General features: G+C 70.0%; 14 protein-coding genes and 1 pseudogene. 10 read left to right on the top strand and 5 right to left on the bottom strand.

Translation table 11 applies throughout. From position 1 onward, the window contains the following. On the top strand, window positions 1-729 hold a 729-nt coding region (locus ACIQ3R_RS06220; RefSeq protein WP_397416327.1), incomplete at its 5' end, for a carboxylesterase family protein. A 3-nt stretch (window positions 730-732) separates the two neighbouring features. On the opposite strand, the gene ACIQ3R_RS06225 is transcribed toward ACIQ3R_RS06220, so the two are convergent. Next, a complete protein-coding gene (locus tag ACIQ3R_RS06225) occupies window positions 733-1,197 on the bottom strand; it encodes a carboxylesterase family protein (protein WP_397416357.1) in 465 nt (154 codons plus the stop codon). Window positions 1,198-1,239: 42 nt separating this feature from the next. Further along, window positions 1,240-2,156 (bottom strand): annotated as a pseudogene (locus ACIQ3R_RS06230) (carboxylesterase family protein); the annotation flags it as partial. A 122-nt stretch (window positions 2,157-2,278) separates the two neighbouring features. Between ACIQ3R_RS06230 and ACIQ3R_RS06235 the strand changes: the two are divergent. From ACIQ3R_RS06235 to ACIQ3R_RS06250, 4 genes are all read left to right on the top strand, one after another. After that, entirely contained in the window at window positions 2,279-3,058 is a 780-nt protein-coding gene (locus ACIQ3R_RS06235) for an ImuA family protein (protein WP_397416329.1), read from the top strand. Beyond that, complete coding sequence (locus ACIQ3R_RS06240; RefSeq protein ID WP_397416331.1) at window positions 2,982-4,505, top strand: DUF6504 family protein; 1,524 nt, start codon at window positions 2,982-2,984, stop codon at window positions 4,503-4,505. The genes ACIQ3R_RS06235 and ACIQ3R_RS06240 overlap by 77 nt, the downstream gene beginning before the upstream one ends. Before the next feature lie 154 nt (window positions 4,506-4,659). Beyond that, a complete protein-coding gene (locus tag ACIQ3R_RS06245; RefSeq protein ID WP_397416333.1) occupies window positions 4,660-7,860 on the top strand; it encodes an error-prone DNA polymerase in 3,201 nt (1,066 codons plus the stop codon). A gap of 126 nt (window positions 7,861-7,986) precedes the next feature. Then, entirely contained in the window at window positions 7,987-8,337 is a 351-nt protein-coding gene (locus ACIQ3R_RS06250; protein ID WP_397416336.1) for a UrcA family protein, read from the top strand. Between the two features lie 191 nt (window positions 8,338-8,528). Here ACIQ3R_RS06250 and ACIQ3R_RS06255 read toward each other — a convergent pair whose 3' ends face one another. Then, window positions 8,529-9,224: a pirin family protein gene (locus ACIQ3R_RS06255; RefSeq protein WP_397416338.1), complete on the bottom strand. Its 696-nt coding sequence runs from the start codon at window positions 9,222-9,224 to the stop codon at window positions 8,529-8,531. A 185-nt stretch (window positions 9,225-9,409) separates the two neighbouring features. Here ACIQ3R_RS06255 and ACIQ3R_RS06260 point away from each other — a divergent pair, with 185 nt between their 5' ends. The 5 genes from ACIQ3R_RS06260 (at window position 9,410) to ACIQ3R_RS06280 (ending at window position 13,340) form a co-directional block, all read left to right on the top strand. Beyond that, complete coding sequence (locus ACIQ3R_RS06260; protein WP_397416341.1) at window positions 9,410-10,021, top strand: beta/gamma crystallin-related protein; 612 nt, start codon at window positions 9,410-9,412, stop codon at window positions 10,019-10,021. Beyond that, complete coding sequence (locus tag ACIQ3R_RS06265; RefSeq protein ID WP_397416343.1) at window positions 10,018-10,854, top strand: peptidylprolyl isomerase; 837 nt, start codon at window positions 10,018-10,020, stop codon at window positions 10,852-10,854. Before ACIQ3R_RS06260 ends, ACIQ3R_RS06265 begins: the two co-directional genes overlap by 4 nt. A 180-nt stretch (window positions 10,855-11,034) precedes the next feature. After that, window positions 11,035-11,220, top strand: coding sequence for a hypothetical protein (locus ACIQ3R_RS06270; protein ID WP_397416345.1), 186 nt, complete (start codon window positions 11,035-11,037; stop codon window positions 11,218-11,220). 61 nt (window positions 11,221-11,281) lie between these two features. Then, on the top strand, window positions 11,282-12,544 hold the full coding sequence (locus tag ACIQ3R_RS06275; protein WP_397416347.1) for a dicarboxylate/amino acid:cation symporter: 1,263 nt from the start codon (window positions 11,282-11,284) through the stop codon (window positions 12,542-12,544). A 25-nt stretch (window positions 12,545-12,569) separates the two neighbouring features. Then, window positions 12,570-13,340: a hypothetical protein gene (locus ACIQ3R_RS06280; RefSeq protein ID WP_397416350.1), complete on the top strand. Its 771-nt coding sequence runs from the start codon at window positions 12,570-12,572 to the stop codon at window positions 13,338-13,340. A 109-nt stretch (window positions 13,341-13,449) separates the two neighbouring features. Here the strand turns inward: ACIQ3R_RS06280 and ACIQ3R_RS06285 are convergent, their stop codons facing one another. Together ACIQ3R_RS06285 and ACIQ3R_RS06290 are read right to left on the bottom strand one after the other, a co-directional pair. Beyond that, window positions 13,450-14,067, bottom strand: a complete 618-nt coding sequence (locus ACIQ3R_RS06285; protein WP_397416352.1) for a hypothetical protein — start codon at window positions 14,065-14,067, stop codon at window positions 13,450-13,452. A gap of 7 nt (window positions 14,068-14,074) precedes the next feature. Further along, window positions 14,075-17,082 (bottom strand): hydantoinase B/oxoprolinase family protein (locus ACIQ3R_RS06290; protein ID WP_397416354.1); only part of this gene is annotated, 3,008 nt, incomplete at its 5' end.

Consider the following 17,082-nt stretch of genomic DNA (forward strand, 5'->3'; position numbering starts at 1 on the left):
GGATTGAAGGCGGCCGAGACCGCCGGGATCAAGGGTGACGGGCCGGAGGCCGCCGCCGCTCTGCGCAAGCTGCCGCTCAGCGCCATGCCCTACACCGGCGGAATTGTCAGCCGGGCTGGGCCGATCCTCGACGGGCGTTACATCACCTCGGGCGTCGCCCAGGGGTTCGCCGCCGGGCGGCAGGCCAAGGTCCCGCTGATGATCGGCGGCAACTCCAATGAGGCCAGCCTCGTGCGCCCCCAGCCCGCAATGCTCGACATCATGCCTCCTCCGGCCCGCGAGGCGGTGCTGAAGGCGTTCGATCCGACCGGCGCCGGCGACAAGGCCCGGATCGTCAATGACCTAGTGACGGTTCAGCTGATCACCGAGCCCGACCGCCACATCTCGCGGATTCACGCGGCGGCCGGACAACCGGTCTATCTCTACTATTTCAGCCATGTGCCGGCGGCGCAGAAGCCGACCCAGCCGTTGGGCGCCCGCCACACCGACGAGATCCGCTTCGTCTTCGGCGCACCCGCGGCCAAGTTCGATGCGTCTGACAAGGCGCTCTCCGACGCCATGACCGGCTTCTGGGCCGCCTTCGCCAAGAGCGGAAACCCCGGCGCCGGCTGGCCCCGATTCACCGCCGCCGAGGAGAAGCAGGTGGAGTTCGGCGAAGGTGGCGTCACCGTGCGCGAGCGCTTCCTGAAGCCCTGGCGCGATGTGGTCGAGGCGGCGCAGCCGAAGTAGCGTCTATCGCTCCAGCGCCAGGGTCGGCAGCACTTCGGCTTCGGCCCTGTCGAGATCGGCGTCGCGGAAGCCTTGGCGCACGGTGATCTGGTCGCCGAATTCCAGGAGTTCGTCTCGGGCCGGATCGTAGGCGGGCCAGGCCGGCTCGCACATCGGAGTCCCGGTCCGGGCGAAAGCGGCCCAGCATGCGTTCATCGCCCGGGCCATTGCCCGGTCCTGGTCGGAGACCACGCTCATCGGGGTGCGGCGGCCCCAGTACTCGAACACGTACTGTATCTCCGCCGCATGAGCGGCGCGGGTGACCGCCGGGCGGAAGCGGGTTCCCACATAGCTGAAGTGGTAGAGCCAGGTGGGCTTGCCGCCGGCCGCTTTCGCCGCGATCCAGCGGGCGGGGCCGACCATTATCCGGTCTCCGTAGGCGATGCGGCGGGCGGTCTCCTGCGGGCTCGCGTCCCGCTGCGGGCCCATCAGCGAGTCCTCTCCGGAATTTGCGCCGATGATCAGCGGCACGTCGTCGAAGCCGCCCTTGGCGATGGTCTGGGAGATACTCCTGCGTAGCAGGCGTCCGTCCGGGAAGGGCCCATACTCGCCATCCAGCGTCGCTAGTTTCTCCACAGGCAGGCCGCGCAGTGTCGTCGCGTCGGCGGTCTCGGCCACGCCGAGCGTCTTGAGCGCGGCGACGCCCGCCTGTTCGCGCGCCGCAAGCGTGGTCGGCGGGAACCAGCCCGCGCCCGACTGCACGATGGCCTTGTGGTAGAGCCCCCGGGCGTAGGGGGTCGAAAGCAGCGCAAGGGTGCTCCAGCCGCCGGCGCTCTCGCCGAACACGGTGACATTGCCCGGATCGCCGCCGAACGCCGCGATGTTGGCCTTGACCCACCGGAGCGCGGCGATCTGGTCCATCAGGCCGAAGTTGCCCGTAGGCGCCTTGCCCGCCGCCTTGGTGATCGCCGGATGCGCGAAGTAGCCGAGCGCGCCCAGGCGGTAGTTGATCGTCACAACCACGACTGCCGAGCGAAGGCCTGACCGTCAAAGACCCAGCCCGCGCCCGTACGATGGCCGCCCCCATGTATCCACACCATCACCGGTGCGCGCTGGCCGGACTTCGGTGCGAACACGTTGAGATGCAGGCAGTCTTCCGAAGTGGGGCCGTTGGCGCCGCCCAGATTTGGAGCGCTGCCCATCGGCTGCGGGCAGGAGGGGCCGTTCTGTGTGGCGTCGCGCTCGCCGCTCCAGCGCGGCGCCGGCGCGGGCGGCGCCCAGCGTAGCGCGCCGACCGGCGCGGCGGCGAAGGGGATGTTGCGGAAGATGTGCGCCCGCTCGGTCGCCTCACCGATGAGCGCGCCTTGCGCGACCCGCACCTTGGGGGCCTCCGCCAGCGCCGGGGCGGCCATCAGCCAGGTCGCCAGGATCAGGATTGCGCGCCGCATGAGGGTCCTCCCATTCGAGGACGCAGGGTTCGCACATCCTGGTGGCGAAGGTCGAGGCGTCGCTTGACTCCGGCTTTTCGACGGATCAGAACAAATTAAGAACACAAGGAGTCCGGAAATCCATGTCCGAATCCCGCGCCCAGCGGATCGCCGAAGCCCGAACGCGGATCGCCGCGCTGGCGGCGGGCGGTCGCGCGCGCGGCGGGACGCTCTCGCTGGGCCTGGCGGACGTCGAGGCCTGTCTTCCGGGCGGGGGCCTGCCGCTGGGCGCCTGGCACGAGATCGGCGGATCGGGGATGGAGGCTGAGACCTCGGCCGCGCCCGCGGCCTTCGCCGCGCTGCTGGCCGCGCCGCTGGCCCGCAAGGGCGCGGCGCTGTGGGTGGTGCGGCGGGATGATCTCTGGGCGCCGGGGCTGGCGGGACTGGGCTTTCCCGCCGAGCGGCTGATCCAGGTCTGCGCGCGGAATGCAGCCGAGGCGCTCAGCGTGATGGAGGATGCGCTGGTCACGCCCGGCGTCTCCGCTGTGCTGGGCGAGGTGGATGCGGTCGATCTGCTGGCCGGGCGGCGACTGCAACTGGCCTGTGAGGCCAGGGGGGCGACCGGCTTCGTGATCCACCGCCGGCCCTATGGCGGCGCTGCGCAGGATCCGGCCGGCACGGCGGCGGCCACGCGCTGGCGCGTCGACGCCGCCCCGTCCGAGCCCGCGCCGGGCGCCTTCGGTCTGGGCTCGCCTCGCTTCCGGGTGGCGCTGGAACGCAGCCGGGGCGGTCGGCCCGGCGCCTGGATCCTCGAAGCCGCCGAGGCCTATTCCTGGGAGGCGAGCGATGCCGCGCATCCTCTGCGCCTGGTCGCCCGACTGGGCGATCGCCAACTGGCGCCGCCGCAACGCCACGCGGCCTGACTCCTCCCCCTTCGCCCTGGTCGAGACCGTCCGTCAGGTGCGCAGGCTGGCGGCGGTGTCGCGCGAGGCGGCCACGCTCGGCCTCTTCGCCGGACAGAAGGCCACTGACGCCCGCGCCCGGGTTCCGGAGCTGGTTCTGGCCGAAGCCGAACCGGAAGCCGACGCCAGGGCTCTGCGCGAACTCTCCGACTGGTGCGTGCGCTACTCGCCGGCGGTGGCGATCGATCCGCCGGACGGCCTCTTCCTCGACATCACCGGGGTGGCGCACCTCTGGGGCGGCGAGACCGAACTGCGCGACGATTTCGTCATGCGACTCAGGTCGGCGGGGCTCAGCTTTCGCCTCGCCATCGCCGAGACAGCCGGCGCCGCCTGGGCGATGGCCCGGTTCGGTCCGGACGGCGCGATCCTTAGCCCCGGCGACGAGGCGGCGGCGCTCCAGACCCTGCCGCCGGCGGCCTTGCGGCTTGATCCCGAGGCGGCCGCTCAGATCGAGCGCCTGGGCCTCAGGCGCCTGGGGCAGATCGTCGGCCTGCCTCGCGCGCCCTTCGGCCGCCGGTTCGGCGCTGCGGCCCTGACACGGCTCGATCAGGCGCTGGGCCGAGCGCCCGAGGTGCTCAGCTTCCGCCGACCGCCGACCCCCTGGGTGGATCGCCTCGCGGTGCTGGAGCCTGTGTCCACGCCCGACGACATGGCTCGCGTCTGCGCCGACGTCATCGCCCGGCTCTGCACCCGACTGGAGGCCGAGGGGCGCGCCGCGCGCCGCTTCGAGGTCGTCTTCCACCGGGTGGATGGCAAGGTCCCGACGCTGGCCGTCGGCTTGGCGATCGCCGGCCGCGACGCTGCCCGCATCGCCAAACTCTTCGCGCCCAGGATCGAGACCATAGACCCCGGCTTCGGCGTCGAGGCCGTCACCGGCTGGGCGCACGAGGTCGAGCCGCTGGAGGCCCGCCAGCGCGGCATGGGCGATGATCTGGCGCTCGCGCCGGAGGACGGGCTGGCACCGCTCGTCGACCGGCTGGTCAACCGCCTGGGGGCCGAGCGGGTGTGGCGCGCCGCCGCCGTGCCGAGCCACATCCCCGAACGCGCCGCCGCGCCGGCCTCGCCGCTGGCCGAGGTCCCGGCCACCTGGGACCCAGAGGCGCCGCGCCCGTTGCGGCTGTTCCGCCGGCCGGAACCGCTGGAAGGCGTCTTCGCGCTCCTGCCCGATGATCCGCCGCGCCGCTTCCGCTGGCGGGGCCGCACGCACGAGGTCAGCCGCGCCGAGGGGCCGGAACGAATCGCCGCCGAGTGGTGGCGCCACGACATCGCCGAGGTCTCGACAGACCAGATCCGCGACTACTACCGCGTCGAGGACCAGGACGGCGCCAGGTTCTGGCTGTTCCGCGCCGGCCTCTACGGCGCAGGCGACGCGCCTCCGAAGTGGTGGCTGCACGGGCTGTTCGGATGATGTGCGCCATCTCCCTCCATCGCCTTCGGCGGCCCCCCTCCCCCGCTGGGGGAGGACGAACAGGCCTTGTCCTCTCCCAGCACGAAGCGCGGATCGGGGAAGGTGTCGCGAAGCGACGGAGGGGGGCTTCCAGGCCCGATGCGCCGGTCCGCCCATGACCCGCTACGCCGAGCTGCAGGTCACGACCAACTTCTCGTTCCTGGAGGGAGGCTCGCATCCGCATGAGCTGATCGGGACGGCCGAGGCGCTGGGGATCGAGGCGATCGGGATCTGCGACCGCAACAGCCTGGCCGGCGTGGTGCGAGCCTGGCGAGCGGCGCGGGATCTCAAGAAGGGCGGCGGGCGCATCCGCACGCTGACCGGCTGCCGGCTCGACTTCGCGGACGGAACCCCCAGCCTGATCGTCTACCCCGCCGACCGCGAGGCCTATGCGAGGCTCACCCGCCTGCTGACGCTTGGCCAGCTGCGGACCGGGAAGGGCGCCTGCGAGCTGACCTGGGCCGATTTCCAGGAGCACGCCGATGGCCTCTTGCCCCTGATCGTCCCGCCGGATCGCCTGCACAGAGCCTTCGCGGACGAGGCCGCCCGCATCGCCCGCGTCCTGCCCGAGGCGTGGGTCTCCGGCGCCCGCCGCTATGGCCCTCGCGATGTGGAGCGGCTGTCGCGGCTGGCGGCCCTGGGCGAGGCGGCCGGCGCGCCGCTGGTGGCCACCAATGACGTGCTCTACCACGACCCCCGCCGCCGCCCGTTGCAGGACGTGCTGACCGCCATCCGCGAGAAGACCACGATCCATGAGGCGGGTTTGCGGCTCGCCGCCAACGCCGAGCGGCATCTGAAGAGCCCTGAGGAGATGGCGCGCCTCTTCGCCCGCTTTCCCGGCGCCCTCGAGCGCGGCGTGGAGATCGCCCAACGCATCGGCTTCGATCTCGGCCAGCTCCGCTATGAGTATCCCGATGAGCCCGTGCCGTCCGGCAAGACGGCGATCCAGCACCTGCGCGACCTGGCCTGGGCCGGCGCCGCCTGGCGGTTTCCGGACGGCGCGCCCGACAAGGTGAAGCGCCTCATCGCCCATGAACTCGATCTGATCGAGAAGCTCGACTACCCGAACTACTTCCTGACCGTGCACGACATCGTGCGCCATGCCCGCGACGAGTTGGGCATCCTCTGCCAGGGGCGCGGCTCGGCGGCCAATTCCTGTGTCTGCTTCTGCCTGGGCATTACCGCGGTCGATCCGACCAAGCCGGACCAGGACCTGCTGTTCTCGCGCTTCATCTCGGAGAACCGGGGCGAGCCGCCCGACATCGATGTCGACTTCGAGCACGAGCGACGCGAGGAGGTGATGCAGTATGTCTACGCCCGCTACGGCCGCGAGCGGGCGGCCATCGTCGCCACCGTGATCCACTACCGCCCGCGCATGGCGATCCGCCAGGTAGGCAAGGCGCTGGGCCTGACCGAGGACATCACCGCCGCCCTCTCCGGCACGGTCTGGGGCTCCTACGGCGACAGCGTTCCCGACGACCACATCCGTCAGTGCGGGCTCGATCCCGCCGCGCCGGAGATCCGTCGCGCCACCACGCTGGCGCAGGAGCTGCTGGGCTTTCCCCGCCATCTGTCGCAGCACGTGGGCGGCTATGTGCTGACCAAGCGGCGGCTCGACGAGACCGTACCGATCGGCAATGCGGCCATGGCCGACCGCACCTTCATCGCCTGGGACAAGGACGACATCGACGCGCTCGGCCTGATGAAGGTGGATGTCCTGGCGCTGGGCATGCTGACGGCGATCCGGCGGGCCTTCGCCATGCTGCCGCCGGGGCCGGACGGGCGGGCCATCACCGACATCGCCCACATCCCGCAGGAGGATCCGGCGGTCTACGACATGCTGGGTCACGCCGATTCCGTCGGCGTCTTCCAGGTGGAGAGCCGGGCGCAGATGTCGATGCTGCCCAGGCTCAAGCCTCGCCGGTTCTACGACCTGGTCATCGAGGTGGCGATCGTGCGGCCCGGCCCGATCCAGGGCGACATGGTGCATCCCTACCTCAAGCGCCGCGACGGGATCGAACCTGTGGTCTATCCCCGCCCCGGCCCGGACTATCCGCAGGATGAGATGCAGGCGATCCTGGGCAAGACGCTCGGCGTGCCGCTGTTCCAGGAACAGGCCATGCGGGTGGCGATTGTCGGGGCTGAATTCTCCGATGACGACGCCGACGGCCTGCGCCGCTCCATGGCCACCTTCCGCAACCTGGGAACCGTCGGCGACTATGGGCTGAAGTTCGTCGAGGGCATGGTGCGGCGCGGCTATGACCGCGAATTCGCCGAGCGGTGCTTCAAGCAGATCGAGGGCTTCGGCTCCTACGGCTTCCCGGAGAGCCACGCGATCAGCTTCGCGCTCCTGGTCTACGCCTCGGCCTGGGTGAAGCGGCATCACCCCGATGCGTTCTGTGCGGCGCTCCTGAACAGCCAACCCATGGGCTTCTACCAGCCGGCCCAGCTGGTCCGTGACGCCCGCGAGCACGGCGTCGAGATCCGCCCCCCTGACGTCATGGCCAGCGACTGGGACTGTACGCTAGAGGCCGCGGACCCGCCTTACCGCGCCGTCCGCCTGGGTCTGCGTCAGATCAAGGGGCTGCGCCAGGCCGAGGCCGAAGTCCTGGTCGCCGCGCGGGCGGAGGGCGCGCGGAGCGTGGAAGCCTTCGCCCGGGCGCCGGGCATCTCGCGCCGGGGGCTGGAGCTGCTGGCCGAGGCGGACGCCTTCCGGGGCCTGGGCCTGCCGCGGCGCGAGGCGTTGTGGGCGGTCAAGGGCCTGGCCGGCGAGGCCAACGCCGCCCGCACCGCACCGCTCCTTCTGCGCCAGAACCTGAAGGAGGCCCAGGTGGAGCTGCCGTTCATGAGCGCCCCGCACCACGTGGCCGAAGACTATCGCACCACAAGCCTTTCGCTGAAGGCGCACCCGACCGGCTTCTTCCGCGACGACCTGGCCCGGATGGGGGTCAGTCCCTGCGCGGCGCTGAAGACCGCGCGCGACCGCCGGCGCATCGCGGTGGGCGGGCTGGTGCTGGTGCGCCAGCGGCCGGGCACGGCCAAGGGCGTGGTGTTCCTGACGATCGAGGACGAGACCGGTGTCGCCAACATCGTCGTCTGGCGCGACGCCTTCGAGGCCAACCGCCGCATCGTAATGGGCTCAGCCTTCCTGGTGGTGGAAGGCCAGGTGCAGAAGGAAGGCGAGGTGATCCACGTGGTCGCCCGGCGCTTCACCGATCTCTCCGCCCGTCTCGCCGAACTCCGCGAGGATGAAACGCCTGTGACCGCCGCCGCCCGATCATCAGATCGTCTGGTTCGCAGCCGTGATTTCCATTGAGATCAATCGGCGCTGTATTACCGGATGTTCATCATGAAATACGCGTAACTTCCTTAAATCGAAGTCATGACGCCATATTCACGGGCGTTAATGTGATCAGCAAAGTATTCAATCCCTCGCCGCCGGTTGAAACGCCGGCCCGAAACTCAAAGAGGGATACCCGCCACGACCAACCTGACCCACCGCATCTCCACCGTCGCCATGATGGCGCTCGCCGCCCTGCCGATCATCGCCCTTCCCGCTTCGGCGCTCGCCGCGACCGTCCGGGTCTCGGACCTGAACCTCGCCACGCCAAACGGCATGGCCGCCTTCGAGCGGCGCGTGGACCACGCCGCCCGCAGCTACTGCAACGACCTCCAGAGCCTTCAGGCCCGCGCCAACTGCCGCGAGGGCGTTCGGGTCGAACTGATGGAGAAGGCCCAGCCGATCGCCGCCGCCCACGCGGCTCAGATGGCCCGCACGCTCGCCGCCCGCTAGAGCCTTTCCCGTTCAGATGGGATCATCTGAACGGGGCGAAAAAGGCTCGAAATCAAAAATCTAGAGCGTCTTTTCATCCGAAAACCGGTTCCCACTTTTCGGAAGACGCTCCCCCCCCGCCTCCAGCGACGGCGACCCGACCCGCGGACGACGCTCCCCAGCCGTCCGCGGGTCTTTTCGTCTCCGGTCGTTCAGGCCGCGTCGACCAGCACCACCTCGGCGTCCTCGGTGGCGGTCACGCGCACGACCGCTTCGCCGCGGATCGCCGCGCCGTCCCGCGTCCCAACCTCCACCCCGTTCACCTCGATGGCGCCACGCGCCGCCGCCAGGTAGCCCCAGCGGCCGCCGAGCTCATACTCGGCCGTTTCGCCGGCCTTCAAGGTCGCACCCAGGACCCGGGCGTCAGCCCGGATCAACAGGGCCTCGGCGTCGTCTGGCCGGCCGCTGGCCAAGGTCACGAACCGTCCGGCCCGCTCGCCGCGCGGGAACGGCCGGGCGCCCCAGGCCGGGTCGCCGCCCCGGGCGCCGGGCTCGATCCAGATCTGGAAGATCCGGGTCGTCTCCGGCTCCAGATTGTACTCCGCGTGCCGGATGCCCGAACCCGCGCTCATCACCTGCACGTCCCCGGCCTCGGTTCGACCCGTATTGCCCAGGCTGTCCTGGTGCGTGATCGCCCCGTCGCGGACATAGGTCACGATCTCCATGTCGGCATGCGGGTGCGGCGGAAAGCCCGAATTGGGCGCGATCTCGTCGTCGTTCCAGACCCGGATCGGACCCCAGCCCATGCGGGCGGGATCGTGATAGCCGGCGAACGAAAAATGGTGGCGGGCCTTCAGCCAGCCGTGGTCGGCGCCACCGAGGCGCGCGAAGGGTCGGATATCGATCATCGGTTCGTCTCCCTGGCCGCGCGGACCGCCGCGCGACGTTCGGACACAAAATGGGAGGCCGAAGTCGCCCGCAAAAGCGCGCCCCGGAAGGACACTCTATCTGAAACCAAAACAACGGATGGCTTCAGCCTGGGTTCATGCGCCGGGCGCGAGGTTGCGATCCAGCACGCTTCCAGGACCCGCCCATGACCTTCCGCACCCTGATCACCGCCGCCCTGCTGGCCGCGATCTCCGCCTCGCCACTGGCCGCCCAGCCCTATCGCGGCGGCGGCGCCACGCTCTATGAGTTGCCTGACTTCAAGGGCCGGTCGGTCACAATCACCGGGCCGGAGGACGACCTCGGCCGCTGGCGTTTCAATGACCGCGCCCAGAGCGCCCGCTTCGAGGGCCGCTGGCGGATCTGCGAGCATGACAACATGAAGGGTCGTTGCGCCGAGGTCTCGGGCGGGGTGCCCGATCTCACCGCGTTCGGACTGTTCGGCCAGATGTCCTCCCTTTCGCCGGTCGGATACCGGCCGGACCGCCCCGATCGGCCCTATGGTGGTGGCGGCGGCTTTCGTCCCGGCGATGCGCGGGGCGTCGAAGGCGTGCGGACAGTCTTCTTCCCCCGGCCCAGCGTGAATGGCGTCGACGTGGCGGCCGGCGACCGCGGGGCCGACACTTTCTGCCGCAGCCAGGGCTTGGGACGCGCGGTCTGGTACGACTCCAGTGAGCGCGCCCGCGAGGCGATCGGACCTGACGGCGAGTATGTCGGCCGCTCCAGCGTGCTGCGCGATCTGCTCTGCCGACGCTATTGACGGAGACGGGCGGCGCGGTCGTCCATCTCTACATGATCGTTCGCGCCCTGGCCCTCGCCGCATCTCTCGCCGCCACACCGGCGCTCGCCGCTGACTGGCGTCCGCTTGATCCCGAAAACACCCTGCTGATCGACACCACAAAGGGCAGGGTCGTCATCGAGCTCCGACCCGAGTTGGCGCCCCAGGGCGTGGCGCGGGTCAAGCGCCTGGCCCGCGACGGGCTTTATCACGGCCTGCAGTTTCATCGGGTCATCGACGGGTTCGTCGCCCAGACCGGAAATCCGAACCACCGCGACGGTGGGGTCTCCGCACTCCCGGATTTGCCGCCCGAATTCACCGCGCGTCTGGAGCCGGGGCTCGCAGCCATCGTCAATGAGCGCAGCGACTCCCGCGACGGCTTTGCTGGCGCCGTACCGATCCAGACGGTCTCGGCCGACGAAGCCGCGCGCTCGACGGACCGGCGCCTTCGCGCCTGGGGCGCCTACTGCCCAGGCGTGGTCGGCCTGGGTCGGCAGGCCGATCCCGGCAGCGCCAACAGCGAGTTCTTCATAATGCGCGGCGCGGCGCGACGGCTTGACCACGAGTACACTGTCATTGGCCGTGTGGTGAGCGGCCAGCCGGCCGTGATGGCGCTGGCCGTCGGCGAGCCGCCCAAGGTTCCCGACCTGATGTTGAAGGTCCAGATCGCAGCTGATCTCGCCATCGAGGCGCGACCTCGCATCGAGATCGCCGACCCTGCGGGCGCGCCGTTTCGTGACGCGGTCAGCAGAGCCAGGGCCCGCGGCGCCGGCTTCAGCATCTGTGACGTGGAGATCCCGGTCCGCACCTTTTGAACGTGCGACAAATGGCTCCTTGTTGCAGCGCAGCATTCACCCTATCAGCCGCCGCCTCAGGCATGCCTGCCGACGCCAAGTTCGGGGTCGGATCAGAAACATGCTTTCGATTCAAAAGGTTCGAGTCGCTAAGCGCGAGCGTCGGCGTTCGTGCGGCTTCGATTCGCCGAAGGATAAGAGATGCGGTTCGAGGTCGTGGAAGAGGACAACGGTTGGAGCGTGCGCGCCGATGCGTTGGAATTGGCGCGGTTCGCGGATCAGGACGCGGCTCTGGCTGATGTCGCTGAGCGCATGAAGGCCGCGGACCCCGCCGCCCCTGCCGCACTTTCGGTCCGTTATCGGGTCCAGGGCAGACAGCGAACCTAAGTCCTTGCCCTTGTTCGAGGACGCTGGCCTGATCGCCTCTTGAGGCGGGGGGCAAGTTCGAATGGCCTGGTTGCGATCTCTGAGCGTCCAGGTCCTGGTCGCGCTGGCGGCGGGCCTCGCGGTCGGCACGGCGGCGGGTATGGGCGGGGACGCCGTCCACCAGGCGGTTGGGGGCGTAGAAGCCCTGGGCGGCCTTTGGCTGAACGCCCTCCGGATGACGGTCGTTCCGCTTATCTTCTGCGTGCTTGTCACCGGGATCGCCCAGATGGCGGACGCAGCGGCCACCGGCCGGTTGGCGGCCCGCGCGTTGGTTTGGTTCGCCGGCCTGCTCCTCCTTTCGGCCCTATTGTCACTTGGGATCGTCGGCCTGACGCTCGACCTCTGGCCGGTCAGCGCCGAGGCGGCGCAAGCGCTACGAGCCGGGGCCCAGGCGCCGGCGATCGGCGCACAGACAGCGCCGGATTTCGCGGCCTGGCTGCGGGGCCTGGCGCCCGCCAATCCCATTGCCGCCGCGGCGGAAGACGCGGTGCTGCCCATCGTGGTGTTCGCGGTCTTCACGGGCTTCGCCCTGACCCGGTTGCCGGACGGTCGCGGCCGTCCCCTCCTCGACGTGATCGGCGCGCTCGGGGACGCGATGATCCTGATCGTGCGGTGGGTTTTGCTGGCGGCCCCGATCGGAGTCTTCGCGCTGGGCCTGGGTGTTGGGATGCGCGCAGGCGTCGGCGCCGCGGGCGTGCTGGCGCAATACGTGGTGATCACATCGCTGGCCGGATTGGCGGTGACCCTGGTCGCCTACGCCCTGGGTCCGTTTGTCGGCCGGGCGCGTCTGAATCTCTGGGCGCGAGCCACGGCCCCGGTGATGGCGGCGGCCTTCGCCACCCAGTCGTCGCTCGCCTGCCTGCCGGCCATGATTGAACGCACACGGGATGTTCTGGGCGCCCCCGCCAAGGTGGCCAACCTCGTGCTACCGCTGGCCGTCGCGATCTTCCGGATGACGAGCCCGGCGGTGAATCTCGCGGCGTGCCTGTTCGTCGCCGCCGTTATGGGGATTGAGCCGACGCCACTGCAGTATGCGGGCGCGGTGGCTGTGGCGCTGGCGGTCAGCGTGGGCTCGGTGGGTCTACCGGGCCAGGTCTCGTTCATCGTCAGCGTGGCGCCCATCTGCCTGGCCCTGGGCCTGCCCATCGACCTCCTGCCGATCCTGCTCGCGGTGGAAGTGGTGCCGGACATCTTCAGGACGCTGGGCAACGTGACCGGTGACATGGCGGTGACCACCATCCTGGCTCGAGAGAAGGCTTCCGAAGTGGAACCTACCCAAGCCTGAAGCGATGCGGCATGAAGGCCGCCGCATGACAAACGAACCCTTTTTCCAGAAGGACGGCGACCTGTTCGTCCCCACCCGCGCCGGCATCGGCCCATGGGACAAGAACTCGCTCCATGGCCGGGTGATCATCGGCCTCCTCGGCGCCGAGATCGAACGCCGGCACGGCTCCTCCGAGTACATGCCGGCCCGCCTGACGGTCGATATGTACAAGCTGCCCGACCTCTCGCCGGTCGAGGTGGTCACCCGCACCATCAAGGACGGCTACCGCATCAAGGTGATCGACGCGGAGTTCATTTCCGGCGGCGTGAGCGCCGGTCGCGCCACCTGCCAGTTGCTGCGCAAGACAGAGAACGCGCCGGGCGTGGTCTGGAAGCGCCCAGACTGGGGCGCGGCCGCGCCTGACGACTGCCCTCAGGCGCCGGAAAGCCCGATGGGCGGCATGTGGAAGATGCGGCCGATTTCCGGAACCCTGCGCGGGGTGGAGCCCCGTCGCACCTGGATGGCCGAGGTGCGAGAGGTTGTGGGCGGCGATCCCCTGACGCCCTTCGTTCGCGTGGCGGTCGCCGCCGATTTCGCCAGCCCCTTCGCCCATGCCGGCGACCAGGGGCTCGGCTACATCAACACCGACGTGACGGTCTATCTGCACCGGGAGCCGGTGGGGGAGTGGATCGGTTTCGAGACCCTGACCCACGGCGCGACCGACGGCGTAGCGGTCGGCGACTGCCTGCTGCACGACGTGGAGGGCTTCATCGGCTCGGCGAGTTGCACCGCCCTGGCGCAGAAGCGAAAGCTCTAGAGCCTCGCCCGATCAGATTGAATCAATCTGATCGGGAAGACGAGGCTCGACTCTCTGAATTTGCCGCATTTTCTGCGCTGAACCGGTGTCCACTTCAGCGGAAAATGCTCTAGTCCTCACCCTCGACTGGCGGCGGCGCGGAATCGGCCGGGATTGGCTCCGCGGCCGCTGAAGGCTCCGCCGCGGCCGGCGAGGGCTCGACCTCGGTGTTGGCGTTGAGGGTGGCGCCCAGCAGCTTCGAGCGCGCCTCCAGAGACGCCGCCACCTTTTCGCAGCGGGCCGGAAGCGCCCAACTCATCCACTCCTGCGCCTTGCGCGCCTTGCTCACCTCGGGCCCCGTCGCCCAGATCTGGCGTCCCTGGCGCACGGCCTGCCCGCCGATGGCGTTGATGGGTCGAACCGAGGCCTTCTCGGCGGCTGTCAGCGCCGCCTGAAACTGCTCCAGCCGAACTCGGCCGTCGGCCCGCATCTGTTCGTAGACCGCAAGGTCATCCTCAAGCTTGGCCCCCGGTTTGCGGAACTGACTCTCGATGCGAGTCACCTCCGGCATCATCTCGTCCTGCAGATCAATGTGGGCGCGCAGCGCGCCATAACACCACGCGACAAAGGGGTAGTCATCATGCGGCGCGCCCGCGGGAAGTCGGTCTTCCGCGACGGGCGGCGGTGTTTCGGCGGCGGGCGCCGGGGCCTGGGCGGCCAGGGCCAGGGCGAAGAGAAGAGAATTCATGCGGGTCTCACTGAGTGACCTTTGTGTCCGTTTCGCGCCCGAAGCCGCCACCGCCAGGGGTTTCGATCTCGACGATTTCGCCCGCCGCCACGGAGACCGAGAAGCATCCTGGCAACGCCCGAGCCGCACCCGAGGCCGGAATCAGCCGCTGACGCCCGGGTGCGCCCGGTTCGCCGCCGGCCAGGCCCTGGGGGGCGTGCTGGCGTCGCGTGGAGAGCAGCGCCGCCTCCATAGGGGCGAGAAACCGAATTCGCCGCAGGGCCCCGTCGCCGCCCCGTCGAAGACCCGCGCCCCCCGATCCGCGCCGAATCGCGAAGGCCTCGACCCGCACCGGGAACCGCCGCTCCAGGATCTCCGGATCCGTCAGCCGGGAATTGGTCATATGGGTGTGGATCGCGCTTTCCCCGTCACGCAGGGCGCCGGCGCCCGCGCCCCCGCAAAGGGTCTCATAATACTGCCGCGATGCGTCGCCGAAGGTGAAATTGTTCATCGAGCCCTGGGCGTTGGCCATGACGCCTAGCGCGGCGTAGAGCGCATCGACCACATGCTGGCTGGTCTCGACATTGCCCGCAACGACGGCGGCGGGGAATGCGGGCGCCAGCATCGAACCGGGCCGGGTGAGGATCGTGAGAGGCTCCAGACATCCGGCGTTCAGGGGGATGTCATCATCCACCAGGGTGCGGAAGACATAGAGCGCGGCGGCGTCAACGATGGCCGAGGGCGCATTGAAGTTGGAGTTGAGCTGGTCCGAGGAGCCTGTGAAATCGAGGGTCACGGTGCGCGCATTCACGTCCACCGACGTGGTCACCACGATCTCGCCGCCACCGTCCATGGGAACCCGCGCGCCGCCATCTGACAGGCGGCCCACCGCGCGACGCACGGCCTCGGCGGCGTTGCTCTGCACAAAGCCCATGTAGCGCGCCACAGTCTCCGCCCCGTGGGCGGCGATCATGCCGCGCACAGCCTCGGCGCCCGCCTGGCAGGCGGCGATCTGGGCCTTCAGGTCCGCGAGGTTGCGGCTCGGCGCCCTGGCCGGCCAAGGGCCGGCGGCGAGCGCGGCGCGGATGTCGGCCTCCAGAATCCGCCCTTTGCGCATGATCGGCAGCGCATCGAGCAGCACGCCTTCCTCCTCCAGCGTGCGCGAGAACGGCGGCATCGAACCCGGCTGTACGCCGCCGACATCGGCATGGTGGCCACGCGCCGCGACGTAGAAGCTGGGCTGCGCGTCGCCTTCGGCCATGAACACCGGCATGACCACGGTGATGTCCGGCAGGTGGGTGCCGCCGGCGTAGGGATTGTTGAGCGCATAGGCCTCGCCGGGCAGCAGGCGCGCGTGTCGATCCCGGACAGCCCGCACGCTGGCGCCCATCGAGCCGAGGTGCACGGGCATGTGCGGCGCATTGGCGACGAGGCCGCCATCGGCGTCGAACAGGGCGCAGGAAAAGTCGAGCCGCTCCTTGATGTTCACCGAGTGCGCGGTGCGCTCCAGCGCTGCGCCCATGGCCTCCGCCACGCCCATGAACCGGCGGTTGAAGAGCTCCAGGGTGACAGGATCGGAACGATCGAGGTCCACCTGAGAAGCGGCCGTGACGGACTTGCGAACCAGACGGATCAGGCCGTCAGCCTCGGTCCGCGCGCCCCAGCCGGGCAGCACGGCGATCTGGGTGTCAGGGCGAACGATCAGCGCCGGTCCTTCGATCTCCTGGAACGCATCGGCCTGGACGATCGGCGAGTCGCTCCAGGCGCCGGCGGCGAACATTCTGACTGTCTCCCCCTGCGGGCGGAGGCGGCTCGCGAGGCGCGTCGGATGGTGAGGGGCCTCGGCCATTCCCCGCGCGCGCCCACGCCCCGGATCAGGTCCGGGTCTGACACCTTGGTCTGCAAGCGGAGACGGCGCGCGAATCTCCACCTCCACCGCGGCGATCAGGATCGGGCGGTCCGGTTCGACGAAGCCGAAGAGGCGCTGGTGAGCCTCCTCGAACGCCGCCTTGGCGGCCTCGGCGGTGTTCAATGGAACGGGCAGTTCCGCATCAGCGCCGTCGTAGCGGAGACGCAGGGTTCGACGGACAGAGCCGGTCTCAGCGCCCTGGCTCGCCATGTCGGCGCCCGTTTCGATCTCAAGGCGGTCCAAGGCCGTCGCCGCGATGTTGAGACCTTCCGCCAGCTCCGCCTCGACGCCCGCCTGGCGGAGCGCCGTCACCCGCGCCTCCCCGATCCCCCACGCCGACAGCACGCTGGCGTGGCGCGGACACAACACCTCCGTCACGCCCAGAGCCTCGGCCATCTGGCAGGCGACCTGACCGGCCGCGCCGCCGAACGCGACCAGCGCATGTTCGCGCGGATCAAAACCGCGCTCCGTGGAAATGCGCCCGACCGCCTGGGCCATCTGCTCCACCGCGACGGCCAGAAATCCTTCGGCCGCCGCCTCGACCGACGCGGCGCCCATCGCCTGGGCCAGCACGGCCAGCGCCGCCCGGCTCGCCCGCGGATCTAGCGGCGCATCGCCCCTGGCTCCGAACACGGCGGGGAATCTCATGGGATCGAGTCGCCCGAGCACCAGATTGGCGTCGGTCACGGTTGCGGGGCCGGCCCGTCCATAGGCCGCCGGACCCGGATCGGCGCCCGCGCTGCCAGGCCCGACCCGCGCCCTTAGACCGTCGAACGCCAAAATCGAGCCGCCGCCGGCGGCCACGGTCTCGACGTCCAGCATCGGGCTGCGCAGCTTCACGCCGGCAACCCGCGCCACATCCCGTCGCTCGAGCCGTCCGGCGTATCGGCAGACATCCGTGGAGGTGCCGCCCATGTCGAAGCCCAGCACCGCGCCGGCGCAGGCCGCCTCGGCAGAGCCCGCAACCCCGACCACGCCGCCGGCGGGTCCGGAAACCACCGCATCGCGGCCCCGGAACGCTTCGGCCCGAACCAGCCCGCCGGCCGAGGTCATGAACCACAGCGGCGCGCCCGCCACAGCCTGCGAGACCTGGCGGACATAGGCCCGCAAGCCCGGCGTCAGATAGG

This window comes from Phenylobacterium sp. (assembly GCF_044371015.1).
Lineage (GTDB): Bacteria > Pseudomonadota > Alphaproteobacteria > Caulobacterales > Caulobacteraceae > Phenylobacterium.